This window comes from Rhizobium grahamii (genome assembly GCF_009498215.1).
Lineage (GTDB): Bacteria > Pseudomonadota > Alphaproteobacteria > Rhizobiales > Rhizobiaceae > Rhizobium > Rhizobium grahamii_A.
Genome location: NZ_CP043499.1, coordinates 1466445 through 1482333 on the forward strand (window position 1 = coordinate 1466445; position 15889 = coordinate 1482333).

The 15889-nt window shown below is 60.0% G+C and carries 16 protein-coding genes and 1 pseudogene; 10 read left to right on the plus strand and 7 right to left on the minus strand.

All coding sequences use genetic code 11. The annotated features are described in order from the left end of the window. Positions 1-65 precede the first annotated feature (65 nt). A complete protein-coding gene (locus tag FZ934_RS25525) occupies positions 66-401 on the plus strand; it encodes a hypothetical protein (protein WP_153273589.1) in 336 nt (111 codons plus the stop codon). Between the two features lie 100 nt (positions 402-501). On the opposite strand, the gene FZ934_RS25530 is transcribed toward FZ934_RS25525, so the two are convergent. The 3 genes from FZ934_RS25530 to FZ934_RS25540 form a co-directional block, all read right to left on the minus strand. Next, on the minus strand, positions 502-2007 hold the full coding sequence (locus tag FZ934_RS25530; protein WP_153273590.1) for a DegQ family serine endoprotease: 1506 nt from the start codon (positions 2005-2007) through the stop codon (positions 502-504). A 167-nt stretch (positions 2008-2174) separates the two neighbouring features. Beyond that, entirely contained in the window at positions 2175-2942 is a 768-nt protein-coding gene (locus FZ934_RS25535) for a YoaK family protein (RefSeq protein WP_153273591.1), read from the minus strand. After that, complete coding sequence (locus tag FZ934_RS25540) at positions 2939-3298, minus strand: hypothetical protein (RefSeq protein WP_153273592.1); 360 nt, start codon at positions 3296-3298, stop codon at positions 2939-2941. Before FZ934_RS25540 ends, FZ934_RS25535 begins: the two co-directional genes overlap by 4 nt. A gap of 240 nt (positions 3299-3538) precedes the next feature. On the opposite strand from FZ934_RS25540, the gene FZ934_RS25545 reads away from it, so the two are divergent. Continuing rightward, positions 3539-4294: an IclR family transcriptional regulator gene (locus FZ934_RS25545; protein ID WP_153273593.1), complete on the plus strand. Its 756-nt coding sequence runs from the start codon at positions 3539-3541 to the stop codon at positions 4292-4294. Here FZ934_RS25545 and FZ934_RS25550 read toward each other — a convergent pair. Next, positions 4291-5177: pseudogene (locus FZ934_RS25550) on the minus strand (helix-turn-helix domain-containing protein). The gene FZ934_RS25545 and the pseudogene FZ934_RS25550 overlap by 4 nt on opposite strands. 114 nt (positions 5178-5291) lie before the next feature. Between FZ934_RS25550 and pobA the strand changes: the two are divergent. Continuing rightward, a complete protein-coding gene (pobA, locus tag FZ934_RS25555; protein WP_153273595.1) occupies positions 5292-6464 on the plus strand; it encodes a 4-hydroxybenzoate 3-monooxygenase in 1173 nt (390 codons plus the stop codon). A 72-nt stretch (positions 6465-6536) separates the two neighbouring features. Here pobA and FZ934_RS25560 read toward each other — a convergent pair whose 3' ends face one another. The 3 genes from FZ934_RS25560 to pcaQ all read right to left on the minus strand — a co-directional run bounded on the left by FZ934_RS25560 (position 6537) and on the right by pcaQ (position 9769). Then, a complete protein-coding gene (locus tag FZ934_RS25560; RefSeq protein ID WP_153274041.1) occupies positions 6537-8069 on the minus strand; it encodes an adenylate/guanylate cyclase domain-containing protein in 1533 nt (510 codons plus the stop codon). Positions 8070-8341: 272 nt separating this feature from the next. After that, a complete protein-coding gene (locus FZ934_RS25565; RefSeq protein WP_153273596.1) occupies positions 8342-8770 on the minus strand; it encodes a lipocalin-like domain-containing protein in 429 nt (142 codons plus the stop codon). Positions 8771-8836: 66 nt separating this feature from the next. After that, entirely contained in the window at positions 8837-9769 is a 933-nt protein-coding gene (pcaQ, locus tag FZ934_RS25570) for a pca operon transcription factor PcaQ (RefSeq protein WP_153273597.1), read from the minus strand. 143 nt (positions 9770-9912) lie between these two features. On the opposite strand from pcaQ, the gene pcaD reads away from it, so the two are divergent. The 7 genes from pcaD (at position 9913) to FZ934_RS25605 (ending at position 15889) form a co-directional block, all read left to right on the plus strand. Further along, on the plus strand, positions 9913-10722 hold the full coding sequence (gene pcaD, locus FZ934_RS25575) for a 3-oxoadipate enol-lactonase (protein ID WP_153273598.1): 810 nt from the start codon (positions 9913-9915) through the stop codon (positions 10720-10722). Next, positions 10719-11123 (plus strand): 4-carboxymuconolactone decarboxylase, encoded by a 405-nt coding sequence (gene pcaC / locus FZ934_RS25580; protein WP_153273599.1) that lies wholly within the window; start codon positions 10719-10721, stop codon positions 11121-11123. The genes pcaD and pcaC overlap by 4 nt, the downstream gene beginning before the upstream one ends. A 10-nt stretch (positions 11124-11133) precedes the next feature. Beyond that, positions 11134-11883: a protocatechuate 3,4-dioxygenase subunit beta gene (gene pcaH / locus FZ934_RS25585; protein WP_153273600.1), complete on the plus strand. Its 750-nt coding sequence runs from the start codon at positions 11134-11136 to the stop codon at positions 11881-11883. Continuing rightward, on the plus strand, positions 11883-12497 hold the full coding sequence (gene pcaG, locus FZ934_RS25590) for a protocatechuate 3,4-dioxygenase subunit alpha (protein ID WP_153273601.1): 615 nt from the start codon (positions 11883-11885) through the stop codon (positions 12495-12497). The genes pcaH and pcaG overlap by 1 nt, the downstream gene beginning before the upstream one ends. A 74-nt stretch (positions 12498-12571) precedes the next feature. Continuing rightward, positions 12572-13630, plus strand: a complete 1059-nt coding sequence (locus tag FZ934_RS25595) for a 3-carboxy-cis,cis-muconate cycloisomerase (protein ID WP_153273602.1) — start codon at positions 12572-12574, stop codon at positions 13628-13630. A 118-nt stretch (positions 13631-13748) separates the two neighbouring features. Next, positions 13749-14921: an ABC transporter substrate-binding protein gene (locus tag FZ934_RS25600; RefSeq protein ID WP_153273603.1), complete on the plus strand. Its 1173-nt coding sequence runs from the start codon at positions 13749-13751 to the stop codon at positions 14919-14921. A gap of 104 nt (positions 14922-15025) precedes the next feature. Next, positions 15026-15889 (plus strand): branched-chain amino acid ABC transporter permease, encoded by an 864-nt coding sequence (locus FZ934_RS25605; protein ID WP_153273604.1) that lies wholly within the window; start codon positions 15026-15028, stop codon positions 15887-15889.

A 15889-nucleotide genomic window follows, 5' to 3' on the forward strand; every position in this document is an offset into this window, starting at 1 on the left:
CGCGCAGCCGCCCCTAGGCCAACAACGCGTCAATCCGTTTCCTCGTTTTCCCGGAGACCTACGAAATGCAACTCAAACAATTGCGCAAGAACTTACGGCTCGCCCTGGTCCCGGTTTCACTTTCCGCGATATTCCTTCTGGATATCCTAGGCCCGTTCGATCCTGTCATCACCGTTCTCTATATTCCCGTCATCGTCCTATCGACGCGAATTTTCCCGAAGGGGATTGTGACCTATCTCGGTCTTGTGTGCGTGGTTCTGACCTGCGCGAGTTTCGTGCTCGGACACGTCGAAGGCTTCGACAAGGTAAGGCTCGGGCAGTTTGCCGCGATCCTGCTTGCGATCGCGGCAACCACGTCGTTTGCCGCATGGCTTCCGAATTCGAACCGGCTAGGCGAATAGGCACGTGGCGCCTGAAGATATCGAGAACGTCTGTTGTCAAGAAAGCAAACAAAAGGAGCCGACCTAGCATTTGCTCTAGGCCGGCCCCAAGGTTGCCAGTTTAAGCTGCCGCGAACGGCACAGCCACGAAGGTCTTGTTTTCGCCGCGCTGGATCAGCAGCAGCACCGACTTCTTTTCGTCCTTCGCCGCGGTCGCAACCGCGGTCTTGGCTTCACTGGCATCGTGTACAGCCTTGCCGTTGACCGATACGATCACGTCACCGGCCTTGAGCCCTGCCTCGGCCGCCGGCTTATCGGGCGCAACTTCCGCTACAACGGCACCTTCGACATCTTCGGAGACACCGATGCGCTCCCGAGCCTCGGGCGTCAGATCGCCAAGGGATACGCCGATCCGAGGACCTGTCGGCGCGGCCTTCTCACCGCCCTTGAACGATGCCTTCTCCGGCTTGCCGTCGTCATTTCCGCCGATCGCTACCTTGAGGTCGACACTCTTTCCGTCGCGCCAGACCGTAATGGTTTCCTTGTCACCAGGCGAAAGATCTGCGACGAGACGCGAGAGATCCTTCGGCGTGGAGACAGTCTTGTCGCCGACAGCAGTAATCGCATCACCCTGCTCGATACCGGCGCGGGCGGCAGGAGAGCCCTTCGTCACATCCGCAACGAGTGCCCCGGCCGGCTTTGCCAGACCGATCGCATCGGCAACGTCCTGCGAGACGGGCTGGATCTGGACGCCCAGATAACCGTGATCGATGGAGCCGTTCTTCTGGAGCTTGGCGACGATCATCTTGGCCTGATCGGCGGGAATAGCGAAGCCTACGCCCACGCTGCCGCCATTCGGCGAATAGATCGCGGTGTTGATGCCGACAACCTTGCCATCGCTGTCCACGAGCGGACCACCCGAGTTGCCATGATTGATCGGTGCGTCGATCTGGATAAAGTCGTCATAGGGGCCGCTGTGCAGATCCCTGCCGCGGGCGGAGACGATACCGGCCGTGACCGTCGTCCCGATGCCGAACGGGTTTCCGATGGCAAGCACCTGATCGCCAAGCCTCAGCTTGTCGGAGTCGCCCCAAGCGACTGTCGGAAGTTCCTTCTTGGCGTCGACCTTGACGACGGCGAGATCGGCCTTTGGGTCAGCGCCGATCAGCTTGGCAGGAAGTTCCGTTCCATCGTCCAACGTCACCTTGATATCCGTGGCGTTCGCGATCACGTGGTTGTTGGTCACGATGTAGCCGTCCGGGCTGACGATAAAGCCCGATCCGAGAGCCTGTGCACGCTCTCCGGATTGCGGACCGGGAGCCTGGTGAGGCACCGGAATGCCCTGCTGTTCAAAGAACTGCTTGAACTGTTCCTGCATCTGGGAATTGTCGTCGCCGTCCTGCTGGGCCGGCGCTTTCATCGTCGTAACGATGGTTACGACAGCCGGCTTGTCGGCATCAACGACCGAGGAAAACGAATTGCCAGCGGACGATCCCGCGATCGAAGCGCTTGCCGGCGTGGCGAATGCCGACGACGTTTCAAAGGCGAGCGGAAGGGAAGCGGCGCCAACAACAATTGCTGCGCCGAGAAGTGCCATCGAGCGGCGGTTTTTGATAATGTTCGTCACGATATCAGTCCTGAGAAGAGTTGCTCAAACCGCGTGAATTCGAAACTCATCGCGTGGACTAGATATGAAATCGGAAGTACGGATTTACAAATTAAAGGTTAGTTATGTTTTTATTGCAGATTTTTAATACATTACTTCCAGTTAATACTTCAAAGAACGCTCCGTGACTAGCAAGCATGATCGCCGGCAATGGCCGCGTCGACCACCATCAAGGTCATCGCCAGCAGACCGACGCATGCAAATCCGAGCGAGGCAGCAACGCCCACTGTCGAGACGAAAATCGTTCCTCCGATGACCCCCGCTATGAACGAGATCCATGAACATCCATGCACGCGCGCATGCGACCAACTGACCGAGTTCTTTAACGCAAGTGCGATGGCCTGACCGAAGCCGAACAGGGCTCCTGTAACGAACCCTTTGCCGACATCCGTGCCTGAGACATTCTGGTGCATGACATTTTGCATGCCCATCGTTAGCGCGATGAGCAGCAAGGCAGGGGTGCCAAACCCGATGGCTGCCAAAAATGCCGAAACGCTACAGAGCATGATCTCGCTTAAAACCAGAGCCAGAAGAGGTCTCTCAAGGGCATCGGACATCAGCGTTCCTATCGCGGAGCCCGCGACGAACGACGAAATCACATAGGATGCCTGGAGGACATCGCTCCATTTTCCCTGCGCGAGTGACATGCCCAAGTGCGTGCTGTTTCCACTCATGAAGGACACGTAGAGATGGTTGAGCTGCTGATACCCGATGGCATCCAGGAAGCCGGAACTGGCCGTTGCAATTGATGCAAACAGCATCGGCTTCGACGGGTTTTCCCGGCTCAGTCTCTTCAGCAGCTGGAGGGGTGTGCTTCGCATGGTCGGATGCAGCTCGTCAGGTGGCGACGCTTGGCAGAGCTGCTCAAGCCGCTCTTTGATCCAAGTGGTGGTCAATCAGGGCAGACGCCCGAGCGGAATGGCAGATCGCCGCGATTGTAAAACCATTCGGGATAGCACTCATCCTCGTCATCAAAGTTGTCGAGAAATCCGTCGCCGTTATGAAACCGGCGCGTAATGCGGTGGGTACGGTGAAAATCGTCGCCTTCATACCCGGTGTGATCTCCATCGAATCCTTCACCGCGACCTGGGCTGTAATCATGGGAGTGATCGTCACCACCGAAACCGCCTTCGTGTCCGCCATGATGCCCGCCACCGTGGTCACCATGGGCAATCGCAGTGCTCGATATCAGGCCGGGAGCAGTGAGCGCCATCGAGGCAACCAGGATGGCATATATCAGGCGCTTGGGCATGGAGCGTCCTTGTGAACGGCGGTGACAAGAAGACTGCTGTAATCGGCCGCAATCTAGCTCTTGCCGGCATGCCCGTGATCTATACCGACGTTTAACCGCCTCATACTTACAGCCATGCGGCGCAAGAACGTGACGTCGCGGGACGAAAGCAAAGCCGGTTTCTCTTTCCCTATTGACGTCGAGAAGCAGAACCGACCAAACAGTCTTCAAAGCTGCGTCACAGACGGGGGACGGGACCAGATGCGTGAAACTGATTTCGTCAGCGGGTTCGCCAGGGGGTTGAAGGTGATCGAAGCCTTCGAGGAGACCCGTCAGCGTCTGTCGATTGCCGAAGCCGCGAAGCTGACCGGGCTCGACCGCGCCACCGTGCGACGTTCGCTGCTTACCCTCGCAGAACTCGGCTATGCGGATTACGACGGGAAATTCTTCACTCTGACGCCCAAGATCCTGCGGCTTGGACATGCCTACCTCTCGGCGACGCCCCTGCCCGTCCTGATCCAGCCGCATCTCGATCAGCTGTCGGAAAAAGCAGGCCAGAGCGCTTCTGCCTCCGTCCTCGACAACACGGAGGTCGTCTACATCGCGCGCGCCTCGCAGCGTCGTGTCATGTCGATCAACCTGACACCCGGAAGCCGACTGCCGGCCTTCTGCGCCTCGATGGGCCGCGTGCTCTTGGCAGCGCTTCCGGAAGCCGACGCGAGAGCGGTCCTTTCACGTACGGACCTCAAGCCCAACACGCCGAACACCAAGACCGATGTCGAGGAGTTGCTGGCGGAGTTTCGACGCGTCCGCGAACAGGGCTACGCCCTTATAGACCAGGAGCTGGAAATAGGCCTTTGCTCGATCGCGGTTCCTGTCGAGAACGATCGCGGGCAGACGGTCGCCGCGATCAACATCGGCGCGCCGGCAGCGCACGTATCAGCCGCCGAAATGCCTGAGCGCTACCTGCCGCTGCTCAGAGAAACACAGAAGGCGCTTCGCCTCGTCTTGCGCTAGCCGCCAAGCTTGGCGCGCTCCGCCAGCCGCCATGCCCGAGGGGTTTGACCGGTCTGCTTGAGAAAGAACCGCGAGAAATAGGCGGGATCAGAGAAGCCGAGGCGATAGGCGATCTCCTGAACGCTGCCAAACGTGAATACCAGTTCGCGCTTGGCCTCATCGAGCAGCTTGCGAGCGATCAGGTCATGCGCACCGTAGCCGGTCGTTGCGCGAACGATCCGGTTGAGATGGGTCGGGGAGATGCCGAGTGCCTTCGCATAGAACGCCGCAGGCTGATGCGATTTGAAATGCTGCTGTATCAGACCATGCAGCAGCTCCATGCGGCGTTCGTTTTCGTCGGCAGCCGCCTTCTCCTCCGGCCCTGCGGAAGACAGCCGTGCGGTCAGAAGCAGCGCGGCGGTCAGATAAGATTCCAGCAGATCATTGCGCCCGGCCCGCTGCTCTGAGAACTCCTGCCCAAGCCGCCGCAGGCAGGTCGCGACATGGCGAGCGTCCTCGTCGTTGAGATCGAGTTTCGTCAGGTGCGGCGATGCCATCCAGGCGCCGAGCCGGCTGCGGTCGCCGGGGATCGCCTTCAGATGCGAACTCAGTACCGTGATGACGAAGCCATCGATATCCTTGGAGAAACGGAAACCGTGATCGAGCCCGGGAGGAACTGTGACCACCGACTGGGCTTCGATAGGGCGCCAGATCCCTGAAAACATCGCCTCCCCGGACCCGCTATCCATGTACAATATCTGAAAGAAACTATCGTGGCGATGCGGCCGGATTTCCCAGTGGTGCAGGCTGCTTCTTGATGGGATCGTTTCACAGTGCAGCCAAAAATCGGGTTTTGGCCGCTGCTTTCGCCATAGAGTTCGTATGTCGGAACGCTCCTCGCCACAGTCTCCTCCCTGCACCAGATGTTCGATTAGTGCAATTTCATGCCGGAATTGTCCATTGTTGATTGCTCTTGGCATCGTCAGAATTTGACCAAAGACAAGTGCGGGAGGACACCATGCGCACCAAGGTAGCCATTATCGGCTCCGGCCCATCGGGGCTTTTGCTCGGCCAGTTGCTGACGGAAGCCGGCATCGACAACATCATCCTGGATCGCGTTGGGAAGGACTACATTCTTGGTCGCGTCCGCGCCGGCGTGCTGGAGGAAGGTACCGTCGGCCTGATCGACAAGGCCAAGGCAGGAACACGCATGCATGCCGAGGGCCTCCCGCATGACGGCTTCTCTCTCGCCTTCGACGGTCGCGACCACCGTATCGACCTTTTCGGCCTGACCGGCGGCAAGCGCGTCATGGTCTACGGCCAGACGGAAGTCACTCGCGACCTGATGGAGCGGCGCGAAAGCTCGGGCGCCGAGACGATCTACGAGGCGGCAAACGTTCAACCGCACGATTTCGACGGAGCCGCACCCTACATCACCTACGAGAATAACGGCACCGTCAGGCGCATCGATTGCGATTTCATCGCAGGTTGCGACGGCTTTCACGGCGCCAGCCGCAAGGCCGTGCCGGAAAAATCGCTGCGCACTTTCGAGAAGGTCTATCCGTTCGGCTGGCTCGGAATTCTGGCAGACGTCGCGCCTGTGAACCACGAACTTGTTTATGCCAACCACCCGCGAGGATTTGCGCTCTGTTCCATGCGGTCGGCGCACCGCAGCCGCTACTATATCCAGTGTTCGCTTGACGAAAAAATAGAGGATTGGAGCGACGATCGCTTCTGGGACGAATTGCGGCGGCGCCTGCCCGCGCACCACGCGGAAGCGCTTGTAACCGCTCCCTCCTTCGAGAAGTCGATCGCGCCGCTCCGCTCCTTCGTTGCCGAACCGATGCGCTTCGGCCGCCTGTTCCTTGTCGGTGACGCGGCCCACATCGTCCCGCCGACGGGCGCCAAGGGCCTCAATCTTGCGGCGAGCGACGTGCATTACCTGTTCTCGGGCTTGATGGAACACTATCAGGATCGCTCGAATGCAGGTATCGACGCCTATTCCCAGAAAGCGCTGGCGCGGGTTTGGAAAGCGGTTCGCTTTTCGTGGTGGATGACGACGATGATGCACCGGTTTCCCGACACCGGTGATTTCGACCAGAAGATTCAGGAAGCCGAACTCGACTATCTCACGCATTCGCGCGCTGCCTCGACCGCGCTTGCGGAAAACTACGTCGGCCTTCCCTACTAGCTCTCCTTCCGCCATCCACGGAAGGAACTGTCAAACGGCGGCGATTTGCGTCACGCCGCCGTTTGACAGACTTTATACGGTGCGCGCTGTTTGTTCGTCGATAACGGCCATGGCTTCCGCCAGCGCTGCGCGAACACGCGCACGCTCTTCCGGATCGAGCTGCGTCATATCGAGGTGCAGATCGAGGCCGGCAAAATGCTCGCTTAGAACACGAAGGTTGCGATCGGCTCCAACCAATCCGTTGACCGCATAGGGGACGATCTCCCGCTGGATACCCTTCATGGTGATCGGCGGCAGAGGTGTCGCGTCGACGATATCCTTCACCAGCGCGTAGGTTTCGTAACTGATGACGATCTTCCCACCCTCGGCTATCGACTGCAGCCTTGCAGCCAGATTGGCCTCGGCGCCGATGATCGTGTAATCCATCCGGTCGTTGCTGCCGAAATTGCCGACGTTGCAGTAACCGGAATTGATGCCCATTCTGACGACGAACGGTTCTTCCGTGCCGTCGAGCCTCCATTTTTCCTTGAGCTCTCCCAGGCGCCGCTGCATGTCCACGGCCATGCGCAGGCACGCTTTCGCGTCCTCGACGGCGCCGTTGGTTTCCGGATCCCCGAAAAAAACGAGCACGGCGTCGCCGATAAACTTGTCGAGCGTGCCGCCGTGCTTGAGCGCGATCGCCGCCATCTCGGTCAGATATTCGTTGAGCATTTCCGTCAGGGCCTCCGGCTGCAGCCGTTCCGCGGTGGCCGTGAAATCCTTGATGTCAGAAAAGAAGATGCTCAACCGCTTGCGCTCTGTCTGAACGACGACATCCTTTTGGCCGCTGAAAATGCTCTTGTAGACCTGGGGTGAGAGATAACGCGAAATCTTCATCGAGATGCTGGCAAGGAATTCGTTGGCCGACTCCAGCTCGCGGTTGAAGCCCTGGATCAGCGCGGTCTGCCGCTGCTGGAAGATGATAAAGCCGATGCCGAGCGCGGCCATGCAGAGGAAATAGAGCAGCAGATACTTGAACGCGAAGACGTTGCGCGCAAACGGCTGCTTGATGATGACCTCCTGGATGCCGCGCACATCACCGACCTTCCAGTCTGTCTTCGGGCTTTCCGGATGGGTGTTGTGACACGCCACGCATGCCTTCCCCATGATGACGGGTGTCACCAGCCGAAAGGTGTTGGTGAAGCCGCTGCGGGTGATTTCGGTCGGCGTTTGCTTCGGATCGCCGCGCAATGCGGTCAGTGCATTTGTCTCGAACGCGTCGAGAGGATGCGGCGCGCGCCGCTTGAACGGCAGGTCAGAAAGAAAACGATACGTGATGTTGGCCTGCTGCTGGCGGATCACATCGCCGAGTTCCAGCGAAAGCGTGGCGGGGATCGGGATTGCGCCGGGGATCTCGGCATATTCGTGCGTAACCACCGTTCCGGCGTCGTCGCCGGCGGCATGCGCCGCGAGAATCCGTCCGACGACATTGCTGGCGTAGTAGGAGCGGATGCTAGTGATCAGCGAACTCATGTCCTCGGCCTGGCGTTTGACCGCGCCCTGCGAGAGGGTGCTGACGTCAAGCCAGACGGCAACGGGCAATCCCGCCAGCATCGCCAGGATCATGAAGGTGATGAAGTATCCTGACTTTCGCGCGGTGTGACCGCGATCCGCTCCGTATGCCACGACAAACCTCGTCAAGATTGATCCAGGCCAGCACTGAACAGCCACGACACGCGGATCGCAGTTTGCGCCGCCTGCCCACTCTGTCATGCACCGGTAGTTCTGCCACGCATGTCGGCGAAGAGCCGTTTCCGCAATGCAATATCGAGAGGAGCATGCGTTACTCCACGCCGTCAACCGCACCATCGGTCCAATTTTGGAGGTATCTCGAGTGGCTAGACCTTACGAAACTCCAGTTCGTAGACGACCTCCTCGCCGTTCTTCGGATCGATGCCCGGCGCGCCGCTGATCGAGAGGCGGCTTCCGTCGATGGAAAACGGCCTGATCAGGTCGCTGATGCCCCAGGCTGGATTCCAGCTCGCATCGACATGGTGAACCACGCGCCCGTTTTCGTAGGTATAGGTCCCGGCATAGGCAAGCATCGAGTCGAATAGCGCAGCCTTCTCGGCATCACTCGGCACCGCCCCCTTCAAGGCCGGTCTGTCTCGTCTCACGACGACGGCCATCATTCGCCCATCAGCTTGATAGGACAGATAGCCGACGGGATCGGGACCCATTGCATCCGAGACGGCACCCGAGGCGACGGCCCGGCGCTTCCACGACACCATTCGCCATGTTCCATGCAATGCTGTGGCACTTGCCATGGTCCCCTCCCCTGCACAGTTCATCCAACGTAGATTAGCACAGGCGCAAATAAGCGAACAGGCTGCCTAAACGCTCTCGACAGCAGCAACCTCGGCGGCAGCCTCCCGGATCGTCTGCATCAGGATCGATTGCGGAAGCGAAGGGATGGCATCGGTTCGCATGGTCAGTCCGACAGGCCCACGGGTCTCGGTCGTATCGATCGGCAGCACGCGGAGGACGCCGTCGCTGACATCCGAGGCAACCACGCCGCTTGAGATGATCCAGATCGCATCGCTCTTGCGCACGAAGGCTCGCCCGAACGCGTCGGACACGGTCTCGATCTGGTTCGGCAGGCTCGCGACGCCATTGGCGATCAGGAAGCTTTCCACGAATGGCCTGATGATCGAGGCTCTCGTCGGCATCAGGACGGTGTAATCGCCGAGGTTGGCAAACAGGGATTGGCGTGCCTCCAACAGCGGATGACCCGCCCGGACAGCAAACACCACCTGCTCGGAATAGAGATGCTCGAACGAGAAGCCAGCCATCTTTTCCGCACTGGCAAGCCGACCGACGACCACATCGAGATCGCCGACCCTCAGCTGTTCGAGAAGAACGGCATTCTCGCCGGTGACGATCTTGATCCGGCTCCAGGTGTTCTCTTTCAGGAAAAGCTCCATGGCGCGCGGCATGATCCGGGTCGATACCGTCGGAAGCGCACCGATGCGGATGGGTGGCGCTTCGCCGAAACGCTCCTGCGATACGGAATCCAGTCCCTGTCGCAGGGCAGTCAGCGCAGCGCCGGCATGCCGCAGGAACACCTCGCCATAGCGCGTGATCTTGATGCCGCGCCCGTCACGCTCGAAAACATCGACGCCCAGGACCTCTTCGAGTTCACGGATCGTCTTCGTAACCGCCGGCTGGCTGACGTGCAGCAGTTCTGCGGCCTTCATCACGCTTTTCTGGCGCGCGACCTCGACAAATGTCTGCAGATGGCGAAACTTCACGCGACTGTCGATCATGGATTTCATAACCTTATAGTTATCGAAAGGCCATGAAATATCATTTTACCTAACCAGATTAAACATCCAATTTGTCAATGGGTCTGCGCGTAGCGGTGGGCGGTCGAATGACCGGCTGAGACAGCGCAGAGAGGAGATTTGCAGTGCAGTTTGCTCGTATCAACGATATCGCCATTCACTATCAGCTGATCGGCGCAGCCGCCGACAAGCCCGTGATTGTCTTCGCCAATTCGCTTGGCACCGATTTCCGTATCTGGCGCGACGTTATCGTACGCCTGGCCGGTGATTACGCGATCGTTCTCTATGATATGCGTGGGCACGGGCTTTCCGATGTCGGCCAAGTGCCTTACTCGATGCAGGACCATGCATCCGATCTGATCGGCCTGCTGGATCTGCTGGCTGTCAAGCAGGCCTTCATCTGTGGCCTTTCCGTCGGCGGCTTGATTGCGCAGGCGCTCTATGAGCAGCGGCCCGATCTGGTGCGCGGCCTCATCCTCTGTGACACCGCTCATAAGATCGGCACGACCGAAAGCTGGAACTCCCGCATCGCGACCGTAGCCAGCAAGGGCATCGGCAGCATCGTCGATGGCGTGATGAAACTGTGGTTCACGCCGGCATTCCGTCGTCCCGAAAACACCGCCTATCACGGCTACTGCAACATGCTCGTCCGCCAGCCGCTGGAGGGGTATATAGCCACCTGCGAAGCGATCGGCGATGCCGACTACACCGTTGCAGCCACCCGGATTGGCGTTCCGACGATCTGCATCGTCGGCGACCAGGATGGCTCGACGCCGCCTGAACTGGTCCAGTCCACCGCCAAACTTATTCCAAACGCCCGTTTCGAGATCATTCGCGATGCCGGGCATATCCCCTGCGTGGAGCAGCCAGAAGCGCTGACGGCGGTCATCCGCGCATTCATCGATTTCGCATTGCATGGAGAAAAGAGCTCATGAGTGAACTCCACGAGCCATCCGAACGCTTCGAGCAGGGAATGGCCACCCGCCGCGCCGTGCTGGGCGACGCCCATGTCGACCGCGCCGAGGCCAGTTCGACGCCGTTCGACAAGCCTTTTCAGGATCTGATCACCGAAGCCGCCTGGGGGCATGTCTGGTCGCGCCCGACGCTGACCAAGCGCGAGCGATCGATCGTGACCATCGCGCTCCTCGCCGCTCTTGGACAGGATGACGAGGTGGCCATGCATGTCCGCGCCACCGCCAACACCGGCGCCTCACGAGACGACGTCTGCGAGGCGTTGCTGCACGTAGCGATCTATGCCGGCGTTCCCGCCGCCAATCACGCCATCAAGATCGCCAAGCACGTTTTCGAACAGATGGACGCCGGAAGAGCGGCCTGAAAGGCATAGGATGTCAGAGCTACCGAACCGCAAGCCCGAAACCGGCGCCTTTTTCGCACGAGACCGCGAATGGCACGCGCCCGCCCTCACGCCCGGCTATAAAACCTCGGTCCTGCGCTCGCCACAACGCGCATTGTTGTCGCTCGATGGCACGATCTCCGAGATCACCGGCCCGGTTTTCGGTCACTCGATAATCGGTGAACTGGACAACGACCTGATCCATAATTTCGCAAAGCCGGGCGAGAGCGCCATCGGCGAGCGGATTGTCGTCCACGGTCGCGTGCTGGACGAACGCGGGCGGCCAGTTTCGGGAGCGCTTGTCGAGTTCTGGCAGGCGAATGCCGGCGGCCGCTACCGGCATAAGAAGGAAACCTATCTCGCCGCCATCGATCCGAATTTCGGCGGTTGCGGACGGTGCGTCGCCGACGAGTACGGCCAGTATTCTTTCCGCACCGTTCGACCGGGCGCGTATCCCTGGCCGAACGGCGTCAATGACTGGCGACCGGCCCATATCCATTTCTCCATCTTCGGTCACGGCTTTGCCCAGCGTCTGATCACGCAGATGTACTTTGAAGGGGATCCGATGATCTGGAAGTGTCCGATCGTCGGAACCATCCCGGACAAGCAGGCCATCGAGCAGTTGATCGCGCCCCTCGACTGGGGCAACACGATCCCGATGGACGCGCGCGCCTATAAGTTCGACATCGTGCTGCGCGGCCGCCGCTCGACGATGTTCGAGAACCGCATGGAGGGCAACTGATGGTACAGGAACTCGGCTACCTCAAGGAAACGCCCTCGCAGACGGCGGGCCCCTACGTCCACATCGGACTGACCCCGAATATCTGCGACATCGGCGGCGTCTACGAAACCGACCTCGGCTCGGTGATGGTCAACGACAAGACGCTTGGAGAGCGCATCACAATAACCGGCCGGGTTCTCGATGGAGCCGGTGCACTGGTCCGCGATGCCGTCATCGAGATCTGGCAGGCTGATAGCGCCGGCCTCTACAACAGCCCCTCTGAAATGCGTGGCACGGCCGATCCGAATTTTACCGGCTGGGGTCGCTCCGCGACCCGCGCGGACGACGGTGTCTTCTCCTTCGAGACGATCAAGCCCGGCCGCGTTCCTTTCAAGGATGGGCGCAAGATGGCGCCGCACATCACCGTCTGGATCGTCGCGCGAGGCATCAACATCGGCCTGCATACGCGCATGTATTTCCCGGAGGAAGCGGAGGCGAACAAGGCCGATCCCCTCCTCCTGCGCATCGAGCATCGCGAGCGTGTCGATACCCTGATCGCCAGCCGCGAGGGATCGACATATACTTTCGATATCAGGCTCCAGGGCGACAGAGAGACCGTGTTCCTGGATATCTGAGCCGCCGGCAGCGCGGGCATCTTGCAACGAACCCGTTCCGGGCGCAGTAAGAGGTGCCCGCGAGAAAGACGCCGATGACCACCTCACCTTTCGACCACCCCTTCCTGTCCGGCCTGCTCGGCGACGAGGAAACGAAATCCTATTTCTCTGCAAAGGCGGACATCCGCGCGATGCTGGATTTCGAGGCCGCGCTTGCCAGGGCCGAGGCCATTCACGGCGTGATTTCGCATGATGCCGCCCGCCATATCGGAAACGTCTGCGCCACCTTCGAACCTGATATATTGCAGCTCAGAACAGCGACAGCCCGTGACGGTGTCGTTGTCGCCGATCTCGTCAAGCAGCTTCGCAGCGCGGTTGGAACTCCGTTCTCGGAATGTGTCCACCTCGGGGCCACGAGCCAGGATGTGATCGACACCAGTCTGATGATCCGCCTGAAGGCGGTTGCGTTCCTCTTCGCAAACAGGCTGTCGCACGTCGCCGGTCGCTTGGACAAGCTCGACGCAGAGCACGGCAAGAATGGCCTGATGGGGCGAACCCGCATGCAGGCAGCGATACCGATCACGGTGTCGGATCGCCTGCGAGCGTGGCGCGCACCCCTCGACGGGTATCGTGACAGGCTGACGGAACTTCGCTTTGCTCTGCAGTTCGGCGGCGCCGCCGGCACCCTCGACAAGCTGCGTGACGGCGCGGTCGCGGTGCGGGCATCGCTGGCGCAAGAGCTTGGCCTTTCAGACATGCCTCAATGGCAAAACCAGCGCGGAGCCATCGCGGATTTTGCCAACCTGCTCTCGCTCATCAGCGGAAGCCTCGGCAAATTCGGCCAGGATATCGCGCTTCTCGCGCAAGCCGTTGACGAGATCGAGCTTTCAGGCGGCGGCGGATCCTCCGCCATGGCACACAAGCAGAATCCCGTCGCCGCGGAAGCACTCGTTGCGCTTGCCCGCTTCAACGCAACCCAGCTTTCCGGGATGCATCAGTCGCTTGTGCACGAACAAGAGCGATCAGGCGCCGCCTGGACGCTGGAGTGGCTGATCCTGCCGCAAATGGTTATGGCTACGGCCGCGTCGTTGCGACTGGCGATTGAACTGGCCGGCAACATGAAGAGGATCGGCCCCGCGAACCATAACCACTGAACTATGTATTTCGCCTTTTATTTCATTTTACATTACCGTTTTGGATGAGACACTATCGCCACAAGGTTAGCTTCGGGCTGATCCGGCGTGGGAGTGCGCCACAGCAATGGGAGGATTTATGAAAAAGCTTGTTCTGGCCGCCGTCGCGGCAGTCGTCATGAGCACAGCGGCTTACGCCGACACGATCAAGGTCGGTGTCGTTGGGCCGTTCTCGGGTCCGTTTGCCTTGCAGGGCAAGAACTTCAAGGCCGGTATCGACGCCTACATGGCGTTGCACGGCGACAAGGTCGGCGAGAATACCGTCGAGGTTATCTATCGCGACCTTCCCGCGGCCGACCCGGCACAGTCCAAGGCGCTGGCGCAGGAACTGGTCGTCAAGGAAAAGGTCCAGTATCTCGCGGGCTTCTATTTCACGCCGGATGCCATGGCCGTGACTCCGATCCTGAAGCAGGCAAACACGCCGCTCGTCATCATGAACGCCGCGACCTCCGCGATCGTCACGAAGAGCCCGCTTGTGGTGCGCACCTCGTTCACGACCTGGCAGACCTCGACGCCGATCGCCAAGGTTGCCCATGATGCGGGCGTCAGCAAGGTCATTTCTGTCGTCAGTGATTACGGCCCCGGTGTCGACGCTGAAAACGCATTCAAGGCTGCTTTCGAGAAGGAAGGCGGGCAGGTCGTCGAGGCGATCCGCATGCCGCTTTCGACCAACGATTTCAGCCCGATCATGCAGCGCATCAAGGACTCCGGCGCCCAGGGCGTTTTTGCCTTCCTGCCATCAGGGCCGACCACGCTTGGCTTCGTAAAGGCCTATAACGAGAACGGCCTCAAGGCCGCCGGCATCAAGTTCTTTGCTCCGGGCGACCTGACGCAGGAATCCGACCTGCCGGCGCTTGGCGAGGCAGCACTCGGCATCCAGACGACCTTCCATTATGCCGTCTCGCATGACTCGCCCGAGAATAAGGCGTTTGTCGAGGCCGCTTCCAAGGCAATCGGCAACAAGGCCGAACTGTCCTTCCCGGCCGTCGGTGCTTACGACGGCATGAATGTCATCTACAAGATGATCGAGGCAACCGGCGGCAAGCAGGACGCGGCGAAGGCCGTCGAAGCGGTCAAGGGTCTTTCCTGGGTCAGCCCGCGAGGCCCGGTTTCCATCGATCCGGAAAGCCGTCACATCACCCAGAACATCTACCTGCGTGAAGTCACCAAGGCTGATGGCGGCACATACTACAACAAGGAAGTTCAAACCTTCGAAAAGCAGGGCGACCCTGGTCTCGCCGCGGCGAAGTAAAGGCTGAATTGCCTTCAATATCTGCAGCGGATCTGAAATGCCTGGAACGCGCAAGCGCTCCAGGCTCCAGAGCGGACCCGCTCGAACAGCATCGGGATAGCCTCATGCAAACAGTCTTCAGCATAGCCGTCGATGCGCTCGCCTATGGCATGGTGCTATTCGTCATCTCCATCGGGCTTTCGGTTACGATGGGATTGATGCGCGTCGTCAATCTTGCGCATGGCGCCTTTGCCATGATCGGAGGCTATATCGCCTCCTACGCGGCACGCGATCTCGGGCTTGGATATGGCGTTGCCGTGATTGCCGCCGTCGTCGGCACGGTCGTCATAGCGATTCCGATCGAACGCTTCCTTTACAGACGCATCTATGGCCAGCCCGAACTGACGCAGGTGTTGATGACGATCGGCATTACCTTCTGCATCATCGGCATCGCGAACTATGTCTTCGGTCCTACATTGAAGACGATTCCGTTGCCATCGGAGCTCCAGGGCTCAGCTGACCTTGGCTTCCGAACCATTCCCGTGCATCGCCTCTTCGCGATCCTCTGCGGCCTCGCCGTCGCAGGCGGCCTCTGGTACGCGATCGAAAGGACGAGCTTCGGCGTGAAACTGCGCGCTTCCGTCGACAATGCGGCGATGGCCGCCGCGCTTGGTGTACGCACGCAGATCATTTATGCGCTGAGCTTTGCCGTGGCCGTCGGGCTCGCAGCCTTCGGCGGCGTGGTCGGCGCTGAACTCCTGCCGGTCGAGCCCTATTACGCACTGCGCTATATGGTGACCTTCCTCGTCGTGGTGTCGGTCGGGGGCGCGGGATCAATCCCCGGCGCATTGATCGCCTGCCTGGTGCTCGGCGGTATCGACACCACGGGCCGCTACCTCATGCCGGAATTCGGCGAATTCTTCTTCTACCTCGCGGTTATCGCCATCATCTGCATATTCCCGCGCGGTCTTGCGGGGAGGACGAAATAG